The sequence below is a fragment of the Levilactobacillus sp. HBUAS70063 genome (assembly GCF_038374745.1).
Lineage (GTDB): Bacteria > Bacillota > Bacilli > Lactobacillales > Lactobacillaceae > Levilactobacillus.
On the sequence record NZ_JBANSM010000003.1, the window covers coordinates 189739 to 206805 of the forward strand.

A 17067-nucleotide genomic window follows, 5' to 3' on the forward strand; every position below is an offset into this window, starting at 1 on the left:
GTGTTCCGTCTGGAATCGGACGATGAACGGCCTGGATTTCTTTCAGTATACTAGAAGAAATCGAAAAATTTGATATTTTATCCAGTGTACTGGAAGAAAACAGAAAATATAGAATTTTATCCAGTATACGAAACAAAATATGTTGATTTCTAGTTTTCTTCCAGTATACTAGAATAAAACTGAGAGGAGACCGATTATGGTAGTCCGACAACTTTACTTGAAGCGCTTAAAGAAGTATCAGGATACAGAATTTGTCAAAGTGATTACCGGTGTGCGACGGTCGGGAAAGACCTATGTCTTGCGTATGTTTCGCGACTACTTAAGAGATAGTGGCATTTTGGCGGAACAGATTATTTTCCTGAATTTTGAATCCATGAAGTATGGTGATCTTTTGACTAAAGAAGCCCTCTATCAATACGTTACTGACCGCGTTATTTCTGGGAAGAAGATGTATCTGTTCTTTGATGAAGTTCAACGTGTTGTGGGATGGGAAGATGCCATTAATAGTTTTCGGGTGGATTTTGACACGGATATTTACGTTTCGGGGTCCAATGCTTCCTTGCTATCTGGCGAGCTGGCAACCTTACTGACGGGGCGGATGGTAGAGATTCCGGTCTATCCACTATCATTTAAGGAATTCATGACATTTACGCAGACCAGTAAGAACCCTGACTTGGCATTTAATGACTATGTCACAGAGGGGGGCTTTCCAGCGGTGGCACTGGTTACTGATCCAGAAGTCAAGCGCAGCGTGTTAGATGGTATCTATAGCTCGATTCTGTTGCGCGACGTGAATGAACGGGCGGCTGTTAGAAATGACACACTGTTAACGCAGGTGGCAGCTTACCTGCTGAGTGAGATTGGCAATCCAATTTCCGGTAATAAAATTGCGGGAGTCTTGAAAAATGACGGTTGGTCTAAAGTAGGCGTAACCTCGGTGTTGCGGTATATGCAGCTGCTGAGCGAGGCGTTTATCTTTTACCCAGCTAGACGTTACGATTTGCGGGGAAAGAATTATTTGCGGTCGACGGCGAAGTACTACGCCGTGGATACGGGGTTGCGTAACGTCACGTTGAACCGGAATTATCAAGATAACTTTGGCCATCAAATTGAAAATATCGTGTACCTGGAACTCTTGCGACGTGGCTACCGGGTGGATGTTGGCAAATACGACGAACAAGAAATTGATTTCGTTGCGCGCCGAGGAGCAGAGGTGGCTTACTATCAAGTTACCAGGCAACTCCCCACGGCGGATAATCGTGAAATCGGGAACCTCCAAGCGTTGACGGATAATTATCCCAAGACGCTAATTACCGCGAACCGCATGGATGTTGGCGAGGTGTTGGGGATTCCCATCGTGCATATCGTGGACTGGCTGCTAGGGTAGGAAGAAGCGTGAGACAAGAAGCGGTTAGTCGGTGAGCATCAAGGCTGACAACCGAATGCCCCTGACCTTGGATAGTTTAGTTATCAGGTTTAAGCGGAACTAGTGCGCGGCTCCTTTGGCGTACGTTTCGGCTATTTAAAGGGGATACAAGCATACTAACCAATCCTAAGCAAAAACAGCGTATCTTAGATAATGTTTCATGTGAAACACACCAAATTTAATGACAAAAATAGCGCAGATTCACCAGTCGTTTTCAACCTGGTGGGTCTGCGCTATCTTATTTTATTCAGGTAAAACTAGATAAACTGAATCAACGACATCAATACCGGTACAACGATAATAAACAATACCGTACTGGTCGTGACCACATTGGTGGCGTATTCCACGTCACCGTGGGCTTCGTTCGCCAAGATTGGCAGAACCGCTAGCATTGGCGTTGCGGATTGGACAATCAACGTTTGTGAGGCCAGGGTTGGGAAGGTGGCGCCGAAGTGTCCGGCGGCTAGCAACACCCCAACCATCAGGATTGGCGACAGCACGAACCGGCCCAGCAGCGCCACGATGGTATCGCGGTCAAAATGAATACTCTTCAACCCGGCATCGGCCAGAACAATCCCAATGTAAATTAAGGACAGTGGCGTCACCAGATTACCCACGTAAGTCAGCGTGGAATTGAGGAAGCTGACCTTCAAGACCGGGATATTTAACAGTAAGAAGATCAGGGCGACCAGGAAACCCACCAGCGGCATCGGAATGACTTTCTTCCAGTCGATGTGGTTGTGGTGCTTTTCCTTCGGCTTCGTCGGGTCGTCGTTTGAAATCAGGAAGACCCCAAAGGCCCACGTGGAAACGGTGTTGACGATGTAGTAGACCAGGAAGTAAGTCATACTCTGGTCGCCGAACAGGGCGATGTTCAGTGGTAGCCCAATGAAGATGGTGTTGGCGTTGACCACCGCGTTGATGAAGATTCCCTTACGACCGGGCCGTACGTGCATCAGCCGCACCAGGCCAAAGGCGATGATATAGCCAATGATCACGGCCAGAAAGGCGTAGACCAGGTAACCGGAGAAGGAGACCAGCTGACCGCGTGTCAACCGGCTCAGTACGGAGACGAAGATTGATGCGGGCAGCGCAATGTTCTTAATAAATTTAGAGATGGTGCCGCCGAACTTATCATCGAACCAGCCTTGTCGCCGCAGGACAAAGCCGAGAATCATGATGAGAACAACGACGAGGACACTTTGAATCGAATTCCATAAAACAGCCAAGGGTAACGGCCTTCTTTCACATGAATTTAGTTAATTAGGTTATTTATTGCACAACTAAGTAGGACACAATCGGTCTTAACACACTGTGCCAGCAGGAATGAATGATGACCAACTCCTGCTGGCACAGATGGTATGACGATTTAGTTGTCGGAGAACGGTGATGACCGCTACTGCGTAATTTTTCGGGTAAGTCTTAGTCGATGGCCTTGTAGACGGGAGTCCACTTCATGTCGGCCACGGCCTGCTTGGCGTCGGCGATGGGTTCCTTGTTGAGCCGCTGATCGATGACGCTTTGTGCCACGATTTCGGCTAATTTTTGAGAGAATTCCGTCAGTTGTGAAACGGGAGGTAGCACGGCGGCACCGGGTTGGGTGGTGTCGACAATGCCCCCTAGCGCATGGCAAGCCGCGGAGAGCGTTTCCCCATTTAAGACCTTGGCTTTGGCGGCGATTAAACCGAAGCCCAAGCCGGGGTACATCAGGGCGTTGTTGCCTTGGCCAATGTGGTAGGTCGTCCCCTGGTAGTCCACGTCGTCGGCCGGAATCCCGGTGGCGATCAAGGCCTTACCGTCCGTCCACTTGATTAGGTCGGCAGCGGTTGCTTCGGCCAACTTGGTTGGGTTGGACAGGGGGAAGATGATGGGCCGTTCCGTGTGAGCGGCCATGTCTTTGACGATGGCTTCCGTGAAGGTGCCCGGTTGCGTAGACGTTCCGATCAGGACGGTTGGGTGAACGGTCTTGACCACGGCGGCCAGGTTCGTCAGCTCATCGGCGTTGTCGAATTCGGCGCGATCACGGGTGAACGGCTTCTGAGCGGCGGTCAGGTCCGGCGTATCGGAGAATAACAGACCTTGCTTGTCGACCGCGTAGAAATGCTGGCGAGCTTCGTCTTCGGAAAGACCGGCCCGTTGTAGTTCATCGAGGATCTGGTTGGCAATCCCCATGCCGGCGGTACCGGCACCGAACGTCACGAATTTTTGGTCCTTGATGTCTTCCTTGGAAATGTTCAGGGCGCCCAGAATCCCGGCGAGGACGACCATCCCAGTTCCCTGGATATCATCGTTAAAGGTCGCAATCTTATCCTTGTACTTGTCGAGGATGACCTGAGCGTTGGAGCGCCCGAAGTCCTCCCAGTGCAAGAGTGATTCAGGGAATAGCTTCTGTTCTGCGGTTACGAAGCGGTCGATGACGTCGTAATACCGGTCACCGTAAACCCGCTTGTGGTGGTTTCCTAGGTAAAGGGGATCGGCCAACAGTGTTTCGTTGTTGGTACCGGCGTCAATGCTGACGGGCAGCACCTGAGCGGGGTCAATCCCCGCGGCGGCGGTGTACACCATCAATTTACCCACGGCGATGTCGACCCCGTTGACGCCCCAGTCGCCCATGCCAAGAATCCCCTCGGCGTCGGTCACGACGACCAAGCGAATGTCGCGGCCGTCAGCGGCGTTCTTCAAGGATTCCTCGATGTGGTCGGGGTCATCCACGGAGATGAAGGCGGCGTTCTGCGGATCAGTGAAGAGGTGGCTGTAGTCTTCGATGGAATCGGCGACCGTTGGATCGTAGACGATTGGCATGAATTCCACCACGTGGTCGTCCATCAGCCGGAAGAAGAGCGTCCGGTTTTCGTTGAACAGGGTCATCAAGAAGATGCGTTTTTCGAGATTGTTGGGCTTGCTTTGGAATTGGGCGTAAGCTTGCGTGGCCTGTTCGTCCAACGTTTGGACGTGGCTAGGCAGCGTGCCGACTAAGCCGAGTGTTTGGCGTTCAGCCTGAGTGAACGCAGTGCCTTTGTTTAAAAATGGGTTATTTAAGATTGAAGCTGTGGATTTCATCAATGAGTCCCTCCAGTTCATGATTAACTTTACAAGTCATACTATAGACGGTTGCCAAATGTATAGTCAAATCTGGCAGTCGTTATAAAAATAATTTATAATGGGTCGATAAAGACTGTCAGAGGAGGATGTCAAAATGAACACCAAGGATTTGGCCTATTTCGACCGTTTAATTAAATTGAAAAACTTTTCGCAGGTGGCCGCGGAATTCGGCGTGACGCAGCCCACGATTACCACCGCTATCAAACGTTTGGAGACGGAATTCGCCACGAAACTGTTTCTACGAGACCGGGTCCACCACGACCTAACGGTAACCGCCAGTGGCCAACAGCTGGCAGTGCATGCGGCGGCCATTCTGGCGGACTTGGATCTAGCGCATCAGGAGATTGCCCACCTGACCCAGCAGCGAACCGTCCTGGGATTGCCGCCGATTATCGAAAACCACTACTTCCCGCGGGTGGCCGCGCACCTGCAGGAACGGGGGATGCTGGAAAATATCGAAACGGTGGAAGGCGGCTCGATTCAGCTGCGTAACGCCTTACGCGCCGGCCAGATAGATTTGGCGTTGCTGGGATCCACCGAACCCTTGACGTATAAGACGCTGATCGCCGAAGAATTTGACCGGCAACCCTTTAACATCTTTGTCTCGGCCGCCCATCCCTTGGCGGTCCGCAAGCGGATTTACTTCAGTGAATTGCGCCGGGAAAGGTTCGTGCTCTTCAACAATAGTTTCATTACCAATGCGGCCTTCAATCAGCTAGCGCGCCGTAACCATTTTCGCCCGGAGGTGGTCTTCCGGGCCCGCGACACCCATATCATCATGAATCTGGTGGCCGAAAATGTAGGCGTGACCTACCTTCCGGGTTTAGTCGATCAGCACCGCGATGACGTGGTGCGACTGGATCTGTTGGACGACGAGCAGCCGGAATTTATCTCCAGCATTGCCTACCGGGCCTCGCACGTCTTGACGCCCACGCAGGAACAGGTGCTGGCCGTCTTGCGGGGGACGTTGGCATAGGTGAAATAAAAAGAGTTTGGACGGTTTATCCAAACTCTTGTGGCGATTAGCGCTTCGGAAAGGGAATCACGTTGGACGACTTCCCGCCATCGTGGAGATCGCCGTACGCCTGTTCCATAAAGTTCTCGAATTCTTCGGGGGTGTCGGGCGCCTCATCGTCATAGATGTCGTCATCGTCCGAGAGTTCCGTGTAGCGGTCGTGGGCCTGGGCGTACTGAATCAATTGGCTCACGCCCTCCAGGCTAGACTTGTAGGCGTACAGCACGTGGTCGATGCCCAGTGCATCGGGGATGTGGGTGGCTTCTTCCTTGGTCAGTGGTTTCTTGATTTCCTTGTACAGGTCGTTAGCGATGAAGGAAACGGTGAGTGTTTTGGTCGTGATGGTGAGGACGTCATCCGTGTTGGTCAGGTCCTGGAGGTCACCAGCGGTAATGATAAAGTCCTCGCGCTGATTGGTGAACAGGTTCTTCATGACTAATTTGACCGTATCCGTGGGCTTGAGCAGGTTCTCCTGCCGCCGTTCCTGGGATTCGGCGAGCACGTCGTTGACTAGGGACGCGAAGTCGTCGTCCGCCATGTTCAAGGCGTCTTGGGTGGCCTGCATCGTCAGCATGAGCAAGTCCCGCATGGTTCGCTCGTTGGCGTATTGAGGAGTGTCCGGGGTAAAGGACAGCTGCGGATTCCCCTCATCGGTGACGCTGGCTTGATAAATGATGTGATCACGGCTCATAGTAATCCTCCTGTAAGGTTAGTTTGGTCTTATTATACGCGCCGAGACCGGGAGTTGATACTGATTTTCAGAACTTGTATGATTAAAGTTAAAAGGAGTGTGGCTGATGGACTTACAAGAAAAATTCGCCTACATGGCGGCGGGTAAACCGTACGACGACCTCGATCCCCTGTTGATTGCGGCCCGAGACCGCGCGACCGCCAAGACCAACGCGCTCAATGCGACCGATGATCCGGCCGAACGGGCACGGCTCTTCACGGCGTTGGTGGGGAGCACCGGTGCCGACCCGGTGGTCAATCCGAATTTTCGCTGTGAATTTGGCGCCAACATTCACGTGGGTCGGCAGTTTTACGCCAATTATGATGTGGTCATGCTAGATGGTGGAAAAATTACGATTGGCGATCACGTCCTCTTTGGCCCACGCGTGGGGCTGTACACCAGCAATCACCTGTTTGACCCGGTCGAACGGCAAACCGGGGGCTGTATCGCGAAGCCCATTACGATTGGCGATGACTGTTGGTTGGCGGCCAACGTGGCCGTGATGCCCGGCGTGACGATTGGTGCAGGAACCATCATCGGGGCCAACAGCGTCGTCACCCACAGCATTCCGGCCAATGTGATTGCCGCGGGAAATCCCTGCCAGGTTCTACGACCGATTACGGCGGCGGATAAGACCGGCTTCGTGGGGCATGACTTTATTTAAGGAAGAGATTAACTTTTAGAAGGTATGGCAGCTCGTCTGGGGGCTGCTTTTTTCGTTCGGATGATGTATTATTGACAGATTAGGATAAAATGAGAGGATAGAGTGTTATGTCGATGTTTTTCCGCGGGTTGCTCCTGAGCATCGCGCTGGTCTCGTCAATCGGGATGCAAAATTTATTTATCTTTAACAACGCCATCAACCAACGCCTGCCACGGGCGGGAATCGTGGCGGTGATGGTCTGGTTTGCGGATACGGCACTGACCCTGGCCGCCTTCTTCGGGATGGGCGCGTTGATTGGTGCTCACGAGGTTCTCAAGCTGATTATCATGCTGGTGGGGGGCATTCTGGTCTTATGGATTGGGTTTGGCATTCTGCGGTCGGCCAGTAGCTTTCGGCTGGCCAGTTCCAGCCAGGCGCTACCAATGGGCAAGTCGCTGGTCAACGCGTGGGTCGTGACCTGGGCCAATCCCCAGGCGATTATCGACACCAGCCTGATGTTTGGGGCGTTGCGCAGTACGTTGGCCGATGGGGAAGTCTTCCCCTTCATTACCGGGGTCATTACTGCGACGGCTATCTGGTTCGGCGGAATCACGCTGGTTTTGGGGCTCTTGAAGGAACGCCTGCCACAGAAGTTAATGCTGTGGGTCAACATTCTTTCCGGAATCGTGGTCATGGTTTACGGGGGTTATCTCCTCTGGCAAGCCGGCCAGTTGTTCTGGTAAATTGAAAAAATAACGGTTCGTCACAATCTCGTGGCGAACCGTTTTGTTTCACATGAAACATTTTAAAAGAGGATCAGCAGGCCGACTGCGATGAAGAGTAACGGGGAGAGCCAGGCGCCAAACCGTGCGAAGAAGGCGGTGGCGGCGGTCGAACGGGCCAACCGATGGCTAATCAGGATCCACAGGCCAATCATTAGGAGAAAGACGCTCAGGACGCCCCCAAACTCTACCGCGGTCAATCGCGTGAAGAAGGGGATGTAGATGCTGAGGTTATCCCCGCCGTTGCCGACGGTCAGCGACCACACGACCGGTAGGCTGACCGTGCGGGCGAGAGGGGGTAGCGCCGGCTGGCGGTGCCGAGTTGACCACCAGGAGACCAGGCCACTAACCCCCAGCAGGAAGGGCACCAGGCCTAGCCAGTGAGTCCAGTGAGCGATATTAAAATGGAGGACGCCGCGGCTAATCAGCCAGGATGCGGCAATCAGCGTGACGATACCGAGGTATTGGCCGCTGATGATGGCGCGGCTCTGGCGGCGGTTGCGCGCGGCCAACCACAGGAGGAGCAGTACCACGAGGTCATCGGTATCCGTGACAAAGAAGATGCCGATACTCGTGAGGACCAGGGAAAGGGACATGGCGGATTCCAACTTTCATTCGAAATAAAAAAGCGGCCGTCTCCAGCGAGATGACCGCTTAAATTTTAGCTTACTTAGTCGTTTCTTCTTTAGCCGGCTTGTGCTTGAAAACGACCTTCATGGATAGGAAGTAGTTAACGGTGACGGCGACCGCGTGACCAATAATCTTGGTGATTGTGCCGTTGGCGCCGATGACGGAAATCCCCAGCCATAACATGACGAATTCAATCAGGTAGGTCGCAATCCGCGTGCTGTAGAAGGTGCCCATTTCTCTGAATGGCGTGTTGGACTTGTGTTTGAACACGAACGTCCGGTCCAACCAGAAGGACCCCTGAACGACCAGAATCCAGTCAATGAAGTTGGCTAGCTGGTATTCGATGCCTAACGTGTGGGATAGAAAGTAGAATAACGCAATGTTTACCACGACCGTCAGTGCCCCAAACAGCAGGTAACGTTGGACTTGGCCGTGAACTTTTTCCTCGACTTCTTCTAGTTGTTCCTCAAACTCGGCTTCCGTTTCGGTAAGTTCTGCCTCGTACTCTGCCGCGGTGGCAGGGTAATGGTCGTGCCGTAATGGTGTTTTGTCTGATTGACTCTCCATAACTTCTGAGACCTTTCTGTGACGTCCAAACCCTAAGGCAGTACCGAGACTAAAGCTTTCAGCGGCTAGCCCGAGTTGTGAAAACGTGTAATTAAGTTGCTAATTTAATTATACCGTTTTTGACCGCCACTGCAACGGGACACCCTTATGAATTTTAAACGCTTAGCTACTGGGCAGCGGTAGTGCGGGCTGGCCGCCTTGCCGTTCGCCCAATATGAGCTGGATCGCGGTGGACAGGACGCTGTGAGCCTGAGGAGCGGTCTCACAGCTCGCTTGGAACCGCCAAAGGCCGGCGTTTCCAAGTCGCCATTTTCTAAGTAGTCCACTCAGAAAATCCCACGGCTGAGCTCATATTGGGCTTCACTCACGGCTACAACCGTGCTGGTTGATGTGATAAGCGTTGAGATTCACTAGGTTGCCGAGCGAAAAAGGACGATATATTTTAGGTGGAAGGTCTATCCTGCCGGAGGAGGCCAGGAGTGGAGCCAGCCGTGACAACGGTGTTAGCTGGTGCTTTTGACCAGCTTAGACCGTGGGACGACTTGAGAGACTGGCGGTCTTTGACAGGCTTTCAAGCGAGCTGGAAGACCGTTCTTTGTCTGGAAGCGGTCCCCACAGCAGGTGGAACTCCTGGCAGCCGTAGGCGACTGGTAAGCTCACAGTTATGGCAAAGTTTTATCGCGAACGTCCAGGCAACCAGAATCCGACAATTTGTCGAGAACCGTCAGTCCGCCACGTAAGCGCTCCGGTAGTCGGCATCGCCGTTGAACTTGTTGTAAACGACGCCCTTGACCTTCGGGTTAACTAGGCTGCTGGTCCGGCTTTCGTAGAATGGTGTGACGGCTTGGTCCTTAAGCGCCGTCTGGGCGGCCTTGACCAGATCTTGGTACCGCGCGGTCTTGTTCAGCGCATCGGAGCCTTGAGCGGCGTTAAGGGCGGCATCGTAGGCCTTGCTGTCGTAGTGGCCCATGTTGGAGTTGTTCGCCGATTGGAGAATCTGTAGGGATTGAATCGGATCGGCGTAGTCCATCCCCCAGCTGGTCAAGTTCAGTTGGAAGTTACCTTTGGAAACGTTGCTGAGCATGGATGGGAATGGCATCGCGCGGACCTCAACCTTGGCGCCCAGTTTGCTGGTGATGGCGCTTTGAACGAATTCGGCGATGTTTTGGCTAGCGTCGTCGTTACCACAGGTGATGGTTAGCGTGACGGCCTTTTTCCCTAATTGTTTCAAGGCCTTTTGGTACAGCTGCTTGGCCTGCGTTGGGGCGTAGTCCACGGTGCCCTTGGTGTAGGCGTCGGCGGTGAAGTCAGCGCCGGTCTTCGGGTTCTTCATCATGTTGTGGACGCCAAACGTCTTGGCGGGAAGCGAGCCGTTCTTCAAGACCTTGTTAGCCAACTGCTGGCGGTTAACGGCCAGGGAAATAGCGGTGCGGAGGTCTTGATTAGCGGCAACTCGGTTATGCTCGTTGTATTGGATAAACCCAATCCGCCCGGCGGCTAGGGACTTGAGGTCGGGATTGTTCTTGTTTTGAGTGGTCTGTTCGCCGCTCAACGTGACCTGGTCGAGCTTCTTGGACTGATAAAGGTTGTAGGCCGTGGTGCTATCCTTGATGACCTTGTAGTTGATGGTTTGCAGCTTAACCGAACTCTTTTCGGCATAGTTGGCGTTCTTCTTGAGCGTCCAGTTATCGCCTGTCCCGTTCCAGTTGGTCAGGGTAAACGGCCCATTGTAAACGGTCGTCTTGGCGGAAGAACCGTATTTACTACCGTACTTGTTGACGGCTTTTTCGTTTAACGGATAGTAGGTGGTGCTAGCCAGCATCTTCTTGAAGTACGAGGCCGGTTGGCTCAACGTAATCTTTAATTGATACTTGCCGACTGCCTTGACGCCAAGGGTCGATGGCGACTTCTTCCCGGCGGCAATGGCGTTGGCGTTCTTGATATTAGCGAATTGGTAGGTGAACTCCGACTTGGACTTGGGGTTCAGCGTCCGCTCCCAGGAGTAAACGAAGTCCTGCGCCGTGACCGGGTCGCCATTGCTCCATTTACCATCGTGCCGCAAATTGATGGTGTATTGATGACCGTGGTCGGTCACGGTCGTCTTGGTAGCGAGGGCGTTTTCGGCCTGGCTGTTGGCGTTGAGCCGGTAGAGGCCTTCGCCAACCTGACTCAGCGTGTTGCTGGAAATATTGTCGGTAATCTTAGACACGTCTAGGCTGGAAATGGTAGCGGTCTGATAGAGATTCAGGCGCTGGGCCGTGGCGGTCTTAGTGGACTTCGAGTGGGCGGTGACGGCGAAGATGCCGCCGATTAGGACGATTCCGGTGCAGAGTAATAAGGCTTTCTTGTGATCGAATAAATTCATGATGAATTCCTCCAAATTTAGTTAGGGTCTGGGTTAGGGTCATCAGTAAGTTTTGCCATCGTTTGATCATGTTGGGTTCCTCCTCGGTTCTAAAAGTATGCAAAAAACCGTCCTCAACAGCCAATGTGTTAAGGACGGTTTTTAACCGCGGTGCCACCTTAATTAGATGAGTCGTCAAATAGACGGACCCGATCCCTCTCCACAGGAAACCAACATTTCCCTGACAACTGACGTATGTCGCACGTCTTCCCGTACTCTATAAATTTCGGGGAAGCCCTCGGTGGTCCATTTAACTACCTGCGTTCGGCCGTACTCTCAGCAACGACGGCTCTCTTGACGTGCACGATAATCTTGATCTCCACTTCAATGGTTTGTTTCGGACGATTTATTGAATTGAGGCTAGTGTACCCCCGCTAAACGCGAGTGTCAACGGGGAACTTAAATTTTTTTAGCACGTTAATTAGTAATTAATAACTAATTATTAATTACTAATTAACAAGATTATAACTATCATCGATCAACTGGTTCAGGGTCTGCCGATCGGTCTGGTCATTGAGCACCACCGTCAGCCAGTGTTCCTTGTTCATGTGGTAGGCCGGTAAGTAGCCGGGATTTTGCCGCAAGATGCTGGCGAGCTCCGGGTCGACTTTGACGTCGATCTCGGCAGTGCCGGTTAAGCCCAATTTATTTTGCGGCACGTTCATTACCGGGGCGAACCACTTGCCACTGGGCGTCTTAAAAGTGGCGTAGTGCGGGAATTTCTTAAACGTGTAGACGGGGGATGCGGCGTAATTATTAATGATATAATCAAAAACTTCTTGACGCGTTGCCATAACAAAGTCTCCTCAATAGGTTCTCTAGTTTTTAGTTTAGCGGGTTATCGTAAGGGGGTCAATTCATTAACCAAAGGTAAAATTTTAGGTGATAGTGACGATACCACACAACGACTAAGCGGGCAAAACGATTGTTCTGGCGATTGCCGTCAGCTTCGGGCATAATGAGTAAACTGTGGTCGCCATGCGACTCCTAGCATTAATTTTAGTGGGTTACAGTTTCGTAGTGAAAAATGGCCGCCTTGCCGTTCGCCAAATAGGGGTTGGATCGCGGTGGGCGGACGAGCCGAGCCACAGTGCGGTCTCGACACCTCGCTTTGAGCCGAGAAATCACGTCTCAAAGGCGCCAGTTCCCTAAGCGGCATGGAACCGTGCCACTAAGGGAACTCCCACGGCTGAACCCCTATTTGGCTCACTCACGGCTGCGAGAGTGCTGGCCAGCAACCAGCGGCTTAACCCCGACGTAACAACCAGTTTGTCGATAAACGCCGGTATTGCTGGTAAGCACCACCTTGCTGGAGATCGCCAGGGGTGGAGCCAGCTGTGGCGACGGTGTTAGCTGAGGTCCTTTCTCAGCTTACAGCGTGGGGCGACTTGGGAGACTTGCGGGCTTAGCAAGGCTGCCAAGCGAACCGGAAGCCCGCTTCTCAGGCTGGAGGTGTCCCCCATAGCAGGCGGAACCCCTGGCAGGCTCAGGCTCCTGTCCTCACTAATTTTAGTGGACAGAACACGGCCATTTGGGGAATCAACAACTTAATTTTACCCCCTGGTTAATCACAAAAAAGTGGGCAACCTCACGGGATTACCCACTTCTTCAGTACATTTAAGTGTCAGAATTTATTTACCAGGAACGTAGTCTTCATCAATGATTAAGACTGGCTTGATCGTCTTCCCGGAAACGGAATCAGCGTTGGCTTCGTTGATTTGACTGAACTTGTAGAACTTTTCGGTCTTTTGGTAATCGAACATACCCAACTTACTGAATTCAATCAGCCGTGGAATATCAACTTGAGGAATGGAGTCCCCCATGTTAACCCCGATGACGCTCTTGTCGTTGACACAGAGGTCGTTCCAGGTATCCAGGTCGATGTGATGGTTGGTAACGGCGATTGCTGCGGAAGTCCCACCTTGTGCCAAGGCGTTGATGGAGTTGGAGATAACGCTAGCGACACCAGTCGTATCAACGGCGTAGTTAACACCGAATCCGCCGGTCAAGTCTTGGACGGCCTTGACGACATCGTCAACGTCATTACTGTTGATGGTATCGGTGGCCCCGAGTTCTTTAGCCAACTTCAACCGAGAGTCCACGATATCAATGGCGATAACTTTGGTGCATCCGGAGATCCGGCCGGCCATCATGGCAGCCAACCCAACGGCACCGGTCCCGAAGACGGCGATGGTGTCACCAGGCTTTGGCTTCAACGTGTTGAGGACGGTCCCAGAACCGGTAACGTAGCCACAACCCAGAGGCCCTAAGCCCCGCAAGTCAAGGTCCTTGTCGACTTTAACGGCGTTCCGTTCCCGAACAACCGTGGTTGAGGTGAAGGAACTTTGGTCGAACATGTCGGCCACGTCATGACCGTTTTCGGTGAAGTGCGCGGTCCCGTCAGGACGAACCCCGGACAGGTTGTTAGCGGCGTAGTTTTCACATTGGGTTGGAATCCCCTTCAAACAGCTCTTGCAGTTCCCACAGCCGTAGAAACTCAGAACAACGTGGTCACCGGGCTTGAATTGAGTAACTTCTGGGCCGACTTTTTCAACAATCCCAGAGCCTTCATGTCCTAAGACAATTGGGTAGTCAATGACGGCAACCCCGGTACGGAGCGCTTCATCGGAGTGGCAAATCCCACTGGCAACCATGTGGACTTGGATATCATCCGGGCCCATCTTAGCCAGTTCAACGTCATCACGAATCTCAAAATCAGCATTTTGCTTATCAACAACTGCAGCTTTAATCTTCATAATTATTGACACCTCGGTTTTAAATTTTATGTCCTAATACATGTTAATTATCACACACAATCCGATCAATGTAAACGCTTACAGAAAGAATACATGCCATTGGTGTGATCAGAATCCGTACTGCGACCAGCTTTACGGCCAATTGTGGCTTTTTTATTCGCAGTGGCGATTCTGTCGTTGATTTCACAGTCACAGGAAAAAAGATAATTCTCCAGCGAATTATCTTTTTTCAGGAATTATGCTTAACCGTTAGCCTTTTCTGGATGGCCTTGCAGGTAGATAACGTGCGTGTTCAGGAATTCTTCAATCCCGTGCTTCCCGTCATCACCGCCGATACCGGATTCCTTCCAGCCGGAGTGGGAGCCGTTCATGGCTTCGAAGTTGAACCGGTTGATGTAGGTTTCACCATCTTCGAGTTCCTTAGAAGCCCGCATGGCGTTGTCCAGGTTCTCGGTAAAGATGGAAGAAGTCAATCCGAAGTCACTGTCGTTAGCCATTTCAATGGCGTCATCCAACGTCTTGAAGGTCAAGACTGGCAGAACTGGACCGAAGATTTCGTCTTGGACAATTTCGGAGTCTTGCTTGACGTTGCTGATAACCGTTGGTTCGAAGAAGAAGCCCTTGGCGATCTTAACCACGTGGCCACCGGTTTCCAGCTTGCCACCGGCTTTAACGGCCCGGTCAACCATGCCAGATACCTTGTCCAAGGCAGCTTGGTTAATCAGGGGACCCATGCCAATGTCTTCGTGCTTCATTGGATCGCCGACGGTTACTTCGCCCATCTTGGTTGCCAACTTCTTCGTGAATTCATCGGCAATGTCTTCTTGGACGTAGACCCGTTCACAGTTGTTGCAAAGTTGTCCGTTGTTGTCAACCCGTGAATCGATGATGGATTGAACGGCCAGGTCGATGTCGGCATCCTTGCAGACAATCGCAGGGGCTTTACCACCGAGTTCCAGAGAAACCTTCGCCATGTGCGTCGCTGCGGCGGCCATGACCCGCTTCCCGGAGTTGACGGAACCGGTCAAACTGATAATGCCAATCTTCTTGTTCTTAGAAAGTTCATCCCCGATAACGGCACCAGGACCGGTAACGATGTTAACAACACCCTTAGGAATACCAACCTTTTCACAAATCTTCCCGAATTCCAACCCTAAGTTAGGCGTATCGGTACTTGGCTTCATGACGATGGTGTTCCCGGTAACCAAAGCTGGACCCATCTTCCGGGCAATCAGGAAGAATGGGAAGTTCCAAGGTAAGATTCCGGCAGCGACCCCGATTGGTTGTTTATCAATCATGATGCTTTCGTTAGCGTTGTCGGATTGTAAGATTTCACCTTCGTAAGTCCGTGAAGCACTGGCCATGTAGTCGAAATAGTCTGCGGAGAAGAGAATTTCGGTGGTGGCCAGTGACTTGATCTTACCTTGTTCCTCTTGGAGCATTTCGATCAGGTGCGCGGAGTCCTTCCGAATTTCGGTGGCAACGTCGTGTAAGTATTGGCCACGAGTTGCGGCAGGAACTTTCTTCCAGGATTTTTGAGCTTCATAAGCCGCATCGATGGCTTCCCGAGTTTCCTCAAGCGTAGCGCTAGGAACGGTGGAAATGGGGGCACCGGTGGCTGGATTGATGACGGTGATCAGATTGCCTGAAGAAGAATCCTTAAATTCACCGTTAATGTACATTTGATAATGTTTTAATGCGACAGAGTTCTGTGTCATAATGCGCAATACTTCCTTTCCCAATTACTATTGGTCAATGTTTTAACATCGAATATATCTGGATAGTAAACGAAAAAACGTCACAGATTGTTACAAAATGAGCAAAACATAATCAAAACTAAACACGCGTATTTATTTGATTACTCAACATTGTTATAGTACGTTTTCGCTTCGATTGCAAACGTATTCACAATAAAACGCCCGGTAATCGCCCGATAAAAGTTCCGAAAGGTCAAGGGCGACTAACACTGAGCGTTTTTTGAAGATTTGTAACAAACTTTCTAAACTGATGGGTCGTCAACCGGGTTATCGGCGCTTAAAAACTCGGGATGATTACGGAGGAAAGTGGCTGCCCCCGGATGTGTGGACAGAAGATCCTGCAGTTGGTCTGAGTCGGCCGTCAATTGGCGTAAGTGGTCAAATTCGGAGGGGGAGTTCGCGGTAGTGCCGGGGTAGAAGATCTCGGCGGTACTGCGGTCGTTGACGGCTTTAACGTAGACCTGAGCAACGTTGGCCGGGCGCATCGCTTCGCTCGTATCGGCGATGCCTTGAATGGTGATGAGGCCCACGTAGGTCTGGGTTTTCTGTAGAGCATCTGCTAGGGACAGGGCGTAACTGCGGAGGGCAGCTTTAGTCAGTGAAAGGGTAGTGGTCAGTTTGTCCGGGTGATGGGCCGCCCCACCACCGGTGAATAGAATGTTTCGGGGGAAGTCGTTGGGCGCGAGGTCCAGAAATTGCCGGCTGGTCGTGATGGCACCTAATACGTTGGTCGCAAATCGTTGGCTAATCTGTTCGACCGGTGTGGTTAAGGGGTCATCCAGCGTAGTGTCGGCCACGTTATAGACCAGGGTTTGCGGATAACCGAATTGCCGGGTAATCTGTTGAAACAAGTGGGCCGTGTCGGTGGGATCGGTCGCATCCGCGGCCATCCAGTCGGCAGCTAGTCCTTCGGTGTGGAGCTGTTCTGTCATCGTCTGTAAGTTTTGTGGGTTACGGGCGACCAGTAGCGGATGGTGGCCGGCCTGGCTAAACGCACGGGCAATGGCAAGCCCAAAGCCAGGACCGGCCCCTAAGACAATGACCGTTTTTGTCATGAATGATACCTCCAATCGGTGATGAATAAGGGGGAGTGCGTAGAATAAATTCACCTGTGGCTACCATACCAGCTTGCCGTCATTATAACAAAGAAAGGGCTTACGAAAATATTAATTCGTTGCATCACCGAATTAAGTGCAAAAAAATAAGGCCTGCAGATGACTTGCAGGTCTTATCATTGGACGCGTGTCTGTTTTTA

14 protein-coding genes are annotated in these 17067 nt (G+C 51.8%); 4 read left to right on the forward strand and 10 right to left on the reverse strand.

Translation table 11 applies throughout. The annotated features are described in order from the left end of the window. Positions 1–196: 196 nt before the first annotated feature. A complete protein-coding gene (locus V8I28_RS05795) occupies positions 197–1387 on the forward strand; it encodes an ATP-binding protein (RefSeq protein ID WP_341779182.1) in 1191 nt (396 codons plus the stop codon). Between the two features lie 296 nt (positions 1388–1683). Here V8I28_RS05795 and V8I28_RS05800 read toward each other — a convergent pair whose 3' ends face one another. Together V8I28_RS05800 and V8I28_RS05805 are read right to left on the reverse strand one after the other, a co-directional pair. Then, on the reverse strand, positions 1684–2655 hold the full coding sequence (locus V8I28_RS05800) for an AEC family transporter (RefSeq protein WP_341779183.1): 972 nt from the start codon (positions 2653–2655) through the stop codon (positions 1684–1686). Between the two features lie 193 nt (positions 2656–2848). Continuing rightward, the gene (locus V8I28_RS05805; protein ID WP_445928185.1) at positions 2849–4486 is read right to left on the reverse strand and encodes a malolactic enzyme; all 1638 of its coding nucleotides are present in this window, start codon (positions 4484–4486) and stop codon (positions 2849–2851) included. A gap of 136 nt (positions 4487–4622) precedes the next feature. Between V8I28_RS05805 and V8I28_RS05810 the strand changes: the two genes are divergently transcribed. Beyond that, positions 4623–5504 carry a LysR family transcriptional regulator gene (locus V8I28_RS05810; RefSeq protein WP_341779185.1) on the forward strand — a complete coding sequence of 294 codons (882 nt, stop codon included), beginning with the start codon at positions 4623–4625 and terminating at the stop codon, positions 5502–5504. Positions 5505–5550: 46 nt separating this feature from the next. Here the strand turns inward: V8I28_RS05810 and V8I28_RS05815 are convergent, their stop codons facing one another. After that, positions 5551–6234, reverse strand: coding sequence for a hypothetical protein (locus V8I28_RS05815; RefSeq protein ID WP_341779186.1), 684 nt, complete (start codon positions 6232–6234; stop codon positions 5551–5553). Positions 6235–6340: 106 nt separating this feature from the next. Here V8I28_RS05815 and V8I28_RS05820 point away from each other — a divergent pair, with 106 nt between their 5' ends. After that, entirely contained in the window at positions 6341–6937 is a 597-nt protein-coding gene (locus tag V8I28_RS05820; protein ID WP_341779187.1) for a sugar O-acetyltransferase, read from the forward strand. 107 nt (positions 6938–7044) lie between these two features. Beyond that, positions 7045–7659: a LysE/ArgO family amino acid transporter gene (locus V8I28_RS05825; RefSeq protein WP_341779188.1), complete on the forward strand. Its 615-nt coding sequence runs from the start codon at positions 7045–7047 to the stop codon at positions 7657–7659. Between the two features lie 62 nt (positions 7660–7721). Here V8I28_RS05825 and V8I28_RS05830 read toward each other — a convergent pair whose 3' ends face one another. From V8I28_RS05830 to V8I28_RS05860, 7 genes are all read right to left on the reverse strand, one after another. Then, a complete protein-coding gene (locus tag V8I28_RS05830) occupies positions 7722–8294 on the reverse strand; it encodes a cadmium resistance transporter (RefSeq protein ID WP_341779189.1) in 573 nt (190 codons plus the stop codon). 70 nt (positions 8295–8364) lie between these two features. Continuing rightward, positions 8365–8895 (reverse strand): GtrA family protein, encoded by a 531-nt coding sequence (locus V8I28_RS05835; protein WP_341779190.1) that lies wholly within the window; start codon positions 8893–8895, stop codon positions 8365–8367. 724 nt (positions 8896–9619) lie between these two features. After that, complete coding sequence (locus tag V8I28_RS05840; protein WP_341779191.1) at positions 9620–11260, reverse strand: peptide ABC transporter substrate-binding protein; 1641 nt, start codon at positions 11258–11260, stop codon at positions 9620–9622. A gap of 488 nt (positions 11261–11748) precedes the next feature. Next, entirely contained in the window at positions 11749–12093 is a 345-nt protein-coding gene (locus V8I28_RS05845; RefSeq protein ID WP_341779192.1) for an MmcQ/YjbR family DNA-binding protein, read from the reverse strand. A gap of 837 nt (positions 12094–12930) precedes the next feature. Beyond that, a complete protein-coding gene (locus V8I28_RS05850; protein WP_341779193.1) occupies positions 12931–14055 on the reverse strand; it encodes an NAD(P)-dependent alcohol dehydrogenase in 1125 nt (374 codons plus the stop codon). Positions 14056–14297: 242 nt separating this feature from the next. Beyond that, a complete protein-coding gene (aldA, locus tag V8I28_RS05855; protein WP_341779194.1) occupies positions 14298–15773 on the reverse strand; it encodes an aldehyde dehydrogenase in 1476 nt (491 codons plus the stop codon). 281 nt (positions 15774–16054) lie between these two features. Then, positions 16055–16867 (reverse strand): SDR family NAD(P)-dependent oxidoreductase, encoded by an 813-nt coding sequence (locus tag V8I28_RS05860; protein WP_341779195.1) that lies wholly within the window; start codon positions 16865–16867, stop codon positions 16055–16057. Positions 16868–17067: the final 200 nt, after the last annotated feature.

Coding starts and splice junctions, on each gene's coding strand:
- V8I28_RS05795 (WP_341779182.1), top strand. CDS start 197: ATGGTAGTCCGACAACTTTACTTGAAGCGCTTAAAGAAGTATCAGGAT.
- V8I28_RS05805 (WP_445928185.1), bottom strand. CDS start 4,486: ATGAAATCCACAGCTTCAATCTTAAATAACCCATTTTTAAACAAAGGC.
- V8I28_RS05810 (WP_341779185.1), top strand. CDS start 4,623: ATGAACACCAAGGATTTGGCCTATTTCGACCGTTTAATTAAATTGAAA.
- V8I28_RS05815 (WP_341779186.1), bottom strand. CDS start 6,234: ATGAGCCGTGATCACATCATTTATCAAGCCAGCGTCACCGATGAGGGG.
- V8I28_RS05820 (WP_341779187.1), top strand. CDS start 6,341: ATGGACTTACAAGAAAAATTCGCCTACATGGCGGCGGGTAAACCGTAC.
- V8I28_RS05825 (WP_341779188.1), top strand. CDS start 7,045: ATGTCGATGTTTTTCCGCGGGTTGCTCCTGAGCATCGCGCTGGTCTCG.
- V8I28_RS05830 (WP_341779189.1), bottom strand. CDS start 8,294: ATGTCCCTTTCCCTGGTCCTCACGAGTATCGGCATCTTCTTTGTCACG.
- V8I28_RS05835 (WP_341779190.1), bottom strand. CDS start 8,895: ATGGAGAGTCAATCAGACAAAACACCATTACGGCACGACCATTACCCT.
- V8I28_RS05840 (WP_341779191.1), bottom strand. CDS start 11,260: ATGAATTTATTCGATCACAAGAAAGCCTTATTACTCTGCACCGGAATC.
- V8I28_RS05845 (WP_341779192.1), bottom strand. CDS start 12,093: ATGGCAACGCGTCAAGAAGTTTTTGATTATATCATTAATAATTACGCC.
- V8I28_RS05850 (WP_341779193.1), bottom strand. CDS start 14,055: ATGAAGATTAAAGCTGCAGTTGTTGATAAGCAAAATGCTGATTTTGAG.
- aldA (WP_341779194.1), bottom strand. CDS start 15,773: ATGACACAGAACTCTGTCGCATTAAAACATTATCAAATGTACATTAAC.
- V8I28_RS05860 (WP_341779195.1), bottom strand. CDS start 16,867: ATGACAAAAACGGTCATTGTCTTAGGGGCCGGTCCTGGCTTTGGGCTT.